The sequence below is a fragment of the Streptomyces azureus genome (genome assembly GCF_001270025.1).
In the GTDB taxonomy this organism is placed as follows: domain Bacteria; phylum Actinomycetota; class Actinomycetes; order Streptomycetales; family Streptomycetaceae; genus Streptomyces; species Streptomyces azureus.
Genome location: NZ_DF968207.1, coordinates 1 through 6922, shown reverse-complemented (window position 1 = coordinate 6922; position 6922 = coordinate 1). Strand labels below are relative to the sequence as shown.

Genomic DNA, 6922 nt, shown 5'->3' with positions numbered 1-6922 from the left:
CCCTCAACGCCACACCGGGCCGGAAGGACACGCACCACCACAACCGACCTGACCAAGCACTACTAGGCACGCTCCGCTGCCACCACCGCATCCCGCGCCTCCGCCGACTCCATTCTCTCAGCCGTCCGTTCGGCAGTCCCCCGAGCCCACCGCCCGCTCGTCACCGCCCCCAACGCCAGCACCGCCAAACCGCACGCCGCGATGATCCACCAGCCCGGCTGGGCTGCCGACACGAACATCTCGCGGTACGAGGACGCGCCCACGCCGGCGGCGAGCACCGCGCCCACCACCGCCACGCCGAGCGTCTGGCCGAGCTGGCGGCTCGTGGAGGCGACGGCCGCGGCGACGCCCGCCTGGGCGCGCGGCATGCCGGAGACCGCCGCGTTGGTGATCGGCGCGTTGACGAAGCCGAAGCCGATGCCGAAGAGGACGTACCCGGCGAGGAGGGTGGTGTTCGAGGTCCCGGCGTCGAACACCGCGAAGAGGACGCCGCTCGCCGTCATCGCGCAGCCCGCGATCAGCAGGGGCAGACGCGGGCCCCGGCTGCCGACCAGGCGGCCGGAGAGCGGGGCGCACAGGAAGGTCGGGGCCGCCATCGGCAGCATCCACAGGCCCGCCTCCAGGGCGGTCAGGCCGCGTACGTTCTGGAGGTACAGCGTGGACAGGAACAGGAAACCGCCGAGTGCCGCGAACGCGCTGACGGCGATGACCGTGGCCCCGCTGAACGGTGCCGAGCGGAAGAAGCGCAGATCGATCAGGGGTTCCGCCCGGCGCGGCTCGTACCACAGCAGGCCGGCGAGCGCGGCCAGGGCGACCACGGCCAGTGGGGCTGCCGACGCGAGCGGCGTGCTCGGCGCCTCGATGATCGCGTACGTCAGGGAGCCGAACAGGGCGATCACCAGGAGCTGGCCGACCGGGTCGGGGCGGCGGGTCTTGCCGGCGCGGGACTCGGGGACGAAGCGCAGGGTGAGCAGCAGTGCCGCCAGGCCCACCGGCAGGTTGATCCAGAAGATCGAGCGCCAGCCGACCGACTCGACCAGGAGGCCTCCGACCAGCGGGCCGGCGGCCATCGAGATGCCGACGACCGCGCCCCAGGCGCCGATCGCCCTGGCCCGCTCGCGCGGGTCGGTGAAGGTGTTGGTGATGATCGACATGGCGACCGGGTTCAGCATCGAGCCGCCCACCGCCTGCACCATCCGGAACGCGATCAGCGCCTGAAGGTTCGGGGCGAGCGAGCACAGCACCGAGCCCAGGGTGAAGACGACCAGGCCCGCCATGAAGACGCGCTTGCGGCCGATCCGGTCGGCGGTGGAGCCCGCGAGCATCAGCAGCGAGGCCAGGACCAGGGTGTAGGCGTCGATCGTCCACTGGAGGCCGGACGTGCTCGCGTGCAGGTCCCGCTGCATGGACGGGAGGGCCACGTTCAGGACCGTGTTGTCGAGGCTCACGATCAGCAGGCTCATGCAGCAGATCGCGAGCACCAGCATGCGGCGGCGGTGACTGAGCTCGGGCATGCGGACCATCGTAGCCGAGTTCGATAGTGTTGCTAACTAATGAATTTTTCCTTCCCATTGCACGGCACAATGGAGGCATGTCCACGCCCCTCCAGATCGGTCCGCACGCCGTCCGGCCCCCCGTCGTCCTGGCCCCCATGGCCGGGATCACCAACGCGCCCTTCCGCACGCTGTGCAGGGAATTCAGTGGTGGCAAGGGCCTGTTCGTGAGCGAGATGATCACCACGCGGGCGCTGGTCGAGCGCAACGAGAAGACCATGCAGCTCATTCACTTCGACGCGAGTGAGCGCCCCCGGTCGATCCAGCTGTACGGCGTGGACCCGGCGACCGTCGGCAAGGCCGTCCGCATGATCGCGGAGGAGGACCTCGCCGACCACATCGACCTCAACTTCGGCTGCCCGGTGCCCAAGGTGACCCGGAAGGGCGGCGGGTCCGCGCTCCCGTACAAGCGGAACCTGCTGCGGGCCATCCTGCGCGAGGCCGTCAGCGGCGCCGGCGACCTGCCCGTGACGATGAAGATGCGCAAGGGCATCGACGACGACCACATCACCTACCTCGACGCCGGCCGGATCGCCGTCGAGGAGGGCGTCACCGCCATCGCGCTGCACGGCCGCACCGCCGCCCAGCACTACGGCGGCACCGCCGACTGGGACGCCATCGCCCGGCTGAAGGAGCACGTGCCGGAGATCCCCGTGCTCGGCAACGGCGACATCTGGTCGGCCGAGGACGCCCTGCGGATGGTGCGCGAGACCGGCTGCGACGGTGTGGTGGTCGGGCGCGGGTGCCTGGGGCGGCCCTGGCTGTTCTCCGACCTCGTAGCGGCTTTCGAGGGGCGCCCCCAGGACATCGCACGGCCCGCTCTCCGGGAGGTCGCCGACGTCATGGTCCGGCACGCCACCCTGCTCGGAGAGTGGATCGGCGACGAGTCCCGGGGCGTGATCGACTTCCGCAAGCACGTCGCCTGGTATCTCAAGGGCTTCGCGGTCGGCTCCGAGATGCGCAAGCGGCTCGCGATCACCTCGTCGCTCCAGGAGCTGCGCTCGGGCCTGGACGAGCTGGACCTCGACCAGCCCTGGCCCGCCGGCGCCGACGGACCGCGGGGCCGTACGTCCGGCAACAACCGCGTGGTGCTGCCGGACGGCTGGCTGAAGGACCCGTACGACTGCGCGGGCATCGGCGAGGACGCGGAGCTGGACACCTCCGGCGGCTGATCAGCCTCCCGAGGCGTGCGGTGTGGAGCCGTACGCCTTGAGGAAGCGGTCGCGGAACGCGCTCATCTTCCAGACGGGGGCGTCGCGGTCCGGCTTGAGGCCTTCCGTCCAGTTCCAGTCGGCGACCTTGTCGAGGACCTTCGGGTCCTTCGCGACGATCGACACCGGCACGTCCCGGCCGGCGCGGTTGCCGCTGACCCGGGCCATGGGCTGGTGGTCGCCGAGGAAGACCAGGACGGTGTCGTCGGTGCCGTAGCGCTCCAGCCACTGGGTGAGGCTGGTGACCGAGTACTGGATGGACTTGCCGTACTCCTGCCGGGACCTGGTGGTGTCGGTGATGACGTCCGACGCCTCCTTGCCCGCCTTCTGGACGGCGCCGAAGACCGAGCCGTCGCCGAGTTCGTCCCAGCCGACCATCTTCGGAAGGGGCGCCCAGGGCTGGTGGCTGGAGGTCAGGATGACGAACGACATCAGCGGCTTGTCGCGCTTCCTTCCGTGCACCTGGCGCTGGAACGCCTCCAGCGCGTACTGGTCGGGCATCGTCGACCAGCTGAACTTCGGGCCCCGGTAGCCCAGGTCGAAGGCGTCGTAGAGCTTGTCGAGGCCGTACCACTTCTCCTCCGGCCAGCCCTTCTGCACGCCCGGCATGACGCCCACCGTGTCCCACGCGCCGGTCTTCTGGAACGCCTTGGTGAGGGTGAGGTGGTCGCCCGCGGTGACCGTGCGGTAGCGGCGCTGGTTGTCGATCCACAGGCCGGACATGGTCGTGGAGTGGCCGAGCCAGCTGCTGCCGCCGAAGGTCGCCGAGGTCAGCCAGCCGCTGCGGGCGTGGAAACCGGCCTTCGCCAGGGCCTCGGTGCTCGTGCCGAGGGTCCGGTCGACGCCGGGTGCCATGATCGGGTCCTCGAGGGCGCTCCGGCCGTAGCTCTCGATGAACGTGAAGATCACGTCCTTGCCCCGCAGGTCCGGCAGCAGCTGGTCGGGTGGGGTGTTGCCGAAGGTGTCCGCCTTCGCCTCCCGCGCGAACGCCGCCTCGTCCCGCAGCGACTGCACGGTCCGCTGCGCGTGCACCCGGAGGGCCCCGGCCCCGCGCTCGGAGGCGATCGGGCCCCCGAAGAGCGTCAGGCCCAGGGCGGCGCAGGTGACCCAGACGGTGCCGGCGAGCAGGGCGCCCTTGGTCGCCCGGACCCGATGGCGGGACAGCACGTCGGCGAGCCGGATCGTCGCCGCGACCATGACGGCCGCCACGAGCAGGACGAGCACGACCGCGCCGACGGCCGCGGCGGTCGCGACGCCCCCGCCCAGGGTGTCCTCGACGTAACCCTGCGCGTCGGGCAGCAGGTCCCAGTCGAGCGCGGCGTTGAAGCCCCGGCCCAGGTACTCGTTGAACCCCATGTCGAGCAGGTTCACCGTGGTCAGCGCGGTGAGCCCGAGCCCGTACAGCACCGCCGCCACCAGCCGGGGCCGGCGCGGCAGCACGAGCATGACGACGGCCCCGATGACCGCCTCAGCCGGGATCCGCGCGAAACGGTCCGGCTCGACGGCCGGGAGGGTGTTGGGCAGGAGCAGGGCCCCGAGGACCAGGACGGCGGCGAGGACGGTGGTGGTCTGGTGGAGGGCGCGGGCGGCCCGGGGGTGACGGGCGCGCCAGGTGCGGAGGTGGGCAAGGCGGGATCGAGGGGCGGGAGTCTCCACCTCCGCCGGGACGGCCTCTTCCCTCTCGTCACGCTCCGTCTCGGCCTCGGCCCCTGGGATGCCCGGCTGCGGCGACCGGCTGAAGCGTGTGAAGACAGGCACCCGGAGGTCCTTCCCGTGCGGAACGCGGTGAGGTGGCGGACCCGCGTGGGGGTACGGGTCCGCCGCAGTTCCGTACGAGGCGTCCGGCAGGTGTGTTCAGCCCACCGGGCCAGCCCTCGGCAAACTCTCGGCAAACGCCCGGCCAACCGGCCCGGAAGGGGGCCTTCAGGCGCCGCCGACCGCCGTGAGCAGTGCCAACGGGGCAGACGCAGACCGGGATTCACGCACGCACGCGTGCGGGTACGGCACCGGCTCGGGGTGGGTGTCGCGGCCGTAGCCCGCGAGGACCTCCGGCAGCCGGTGGCCGGTCGCGCTCGCCGCGTCGACCAGGCCGCGGGCGATCGCGCGGGCCTCGTCGTGCAGCCCGTAGCGGGCCAGGCCGAGAGCGATCAGCGCGTTGTCGTGCGGCCAGACCGAGCCGCGGTGGTAGGAGAGCGGGTGGTAGGCGGGCTGGCCGGCGGCCAGGGTGCGTACGCCCCAGCCGGAGAAGAAGTCCGGCTCCAGCAGGCGGCGGCCGACCTGTTCGCCGTACTCCTTGTCCAGCAGGCCCGACCACAGCAGATGCCCGGCGTCGGAGGCGAGCGCGTCGACCCGCCGGCCCCGGCCGTCGAGCGCCAGTGCGGGGAAGGAGCGCTCCGGCATCCAGAAGTCCCGCTGGAATCGGTCGCGCAGATCACCGGCCGCCTGCTCCAGCAGGTCCGCGTACGTCCCGTCCTGCCACACCGTGCGCGCCAGCCACGCCGTGCGGCGCAGCGCGTCGTACGCGTATCCCTGGGCGCCCGCGGCCGTCACCGGGCCGCCCGGGCGGGTGCCCTCGGCGGAGCAGATGGCGCCGGGGGAGTCCTTCCAGTTCTGGTTGGCGAGGCCGCCCTGGTCGGCGCGGTAGACGAGGTAGCCGCGCGAGGTCAGGCCGCCGTGGTCGAGCATCCAGCCGACCGCCGCGCGGGCGTGCCGCTCCAGACGGCGGGCCAGGCCGGTGTCACCGGTCTGCTCGGTGTACGCCCCGAGCAGGACGAGGAACAGGGGCGTGGCGTCGACCGAGCCGTAGTACCGGGCGTAGGGGACCTGGCCGAAGTGCGCCAGTTCGCCGTGCCGCACCTCGTGCACGATCTTGCCGGGCTGGGCGACCTCGCTGACACCGGTGTCCGCGGCCTGGGTCGCGGCGAGTGCGGGCAGTGTGGCGGCGGCCAGCCGCGGCCGGTAGGGCAGGGCGAACAGCGAGGTCAGCAGGGCGTCCCGGCCCAGCAGGGTCAGGAACCAGGGGGCGCCGGCGGCCGGGACGCGCAGTTCCTCGCCGTCCGGGCCGGTCGCCGGGACCTGGAGCGCGGCCAGGTCGGCGAGGCCCCGGGCGCAGGCCGCGGACAGCTCCGGCCAGCCGGCCGGGAAGGCCACGCCCTCCATGAACCGGCCCTCCCGGGCGAGGAGTCGCTCCTGGAGGGCGGCGGGGGAGCGGGGCACGCGCAGGGCGCGCTTGTCGCCGTGCGGGCGGGCCATCACTCGCAGGACCAGCTCGGCCGTGCCGTGCGGTTCGAGGTCCAGGGTCCACACCAGGCGGCGGGCGCCGGTGCCGGTCTCCTCCACGGCGTCCGGCTGGGGCTCGGCCGTCACGGTCGTGACGGACCGCCACTCGCCGCGCCGGTAGGTGAACTCCACGCCGTGCCCGAGGACCTGCCGGGAGCGGACGGCGCCGGCCTTCGTGTAGGTGCGGTGGTCGGAGCGCAGCTCGAACTGGTCGGTGAAGTCGGCGTCGGCGGTGACCGCCAGGCGGACCGTCGTCGGCGCCGGGCGGTTGCTGGTGACCCGCAGGGACTCGACGAACGAGGCGTCCCCGACGGCCTGCTCGCGGAAGAGCGTGTACGCGGGCGGCTCGTTGCGGCCGCCGCGGGGCACGAGGACGCAGCGCGCGGTGTCCCCGTCGGCCACCGGCGTCAGCGTGTCGGGCACGGCCCCGTCGACGGTGAGCTGCCACCGGCTCAGGTGCCTCGCGTCCTGTACGAACATTCCGTCCGGGGCGCTGCCGCCCCGGTAGCCGCTGATGTCGCCGCGGTCGCCGACGGCGGCGAACGTCCCGCCGTGCACGAGCAGATGATGCCGCTCCGTCATCCCCGGTTCTCTCCCTTGATCGCCGTGACGCCGTTCCTGTCCCATGCGGGCCGGTCGTGCAGCAGGTCGAGCGTGAGCGCGGCGGTCCAGCCGAAGCCGGTGGCGCCGCAGGCCTGTCCGGTGTACGGGTCCACGTACTCCGCGAAGTCGGAGGCGCCCGCGGTGTGCAGGATCCCCTTGCGCAGGGCGTCGGCCCGGCCGCGTTCGCCGTGCAGCCGCAGCCCGCGCTCCAGCAGCCAGTTGGTGTTGAACCAGGCCGGGCCGCGCCAGTAGCGGTGCGGGTCGAAGGCGTCGCCG

At 72.8% G+C, this 6922-nt stretch carries 5 protein-coding genes; 1 reads left to right on the top strand and 4 read right to left on the bottom strand.

From position 1 onward, the window contains the following. Positions 1-62: 62 nt before the first annotated feature. Complete coding sequence (locus tag AOQ53_RS04605) at positions 63-1514, bottom strand: MFS transporter (RefSeq protein WP_059415194.1); 1452 nt, start codon at positions 1512-1514, stop codon at positions 63-65. 77 nt (positions 1515-1591) lie between these two features. Here AOQ53_RS04605 and dusB point away from each other — a divergent pair, with 77 nt between their 5' ends. Next, complete coding sequence (gene dusB, locus AOQ53_RS04600; protein ID WP_059415193.1) at positions 1592-2725, top strand: tRNA dihydrouridine synthase DusB; 1134 nt, start codon at positions 1592-1594, stop codon at positions 2723-2725. Here the strand turns inward: dusB and AOQ53_RS04595 are convergent, their stop codons facing one another. The 3 genes from AOQ53_RS04595 to AOQ53_RS04585 all read right to left on the bottom strand — a co-directional run. Beyond that, positions 2726-4522: a sulfatase-like hydrolase/transferase gene (locus AOQ53_RS04595; RefSeq protein WP_078945147.1), complete on the bottom strand. Its 1797-nt coding sequence runs from the start codon at positions 4520-4522 to the stop codon at positions 2726-2728. A gap of 165 nt (positions 4523-4687) precedes the next feature. Further along, on the bottom strand, positions 4688-6625 hold the full coding sequence (locus AOQ53_RS04590) for an amylo-alpha-1,6-glucosidase (protein ID WP_059415191.1): 1938 nt from the start codon (positions 6623-6625) through the stop codon (positions 4688-4690). Continuing rightward, on the bottom strand, positions 6622-6922 hold a 301-nt coding region (locus tag AOQ53_RS04585; RefSeq protein ID WP_408055136.1), incomplete at its 5' end, for an MGH1-like glycoside hydrolase domain-containing protein. The genes AOQ53_RS04585 and AOQ53_RS04590, both read right to left, overlap by 4 nt.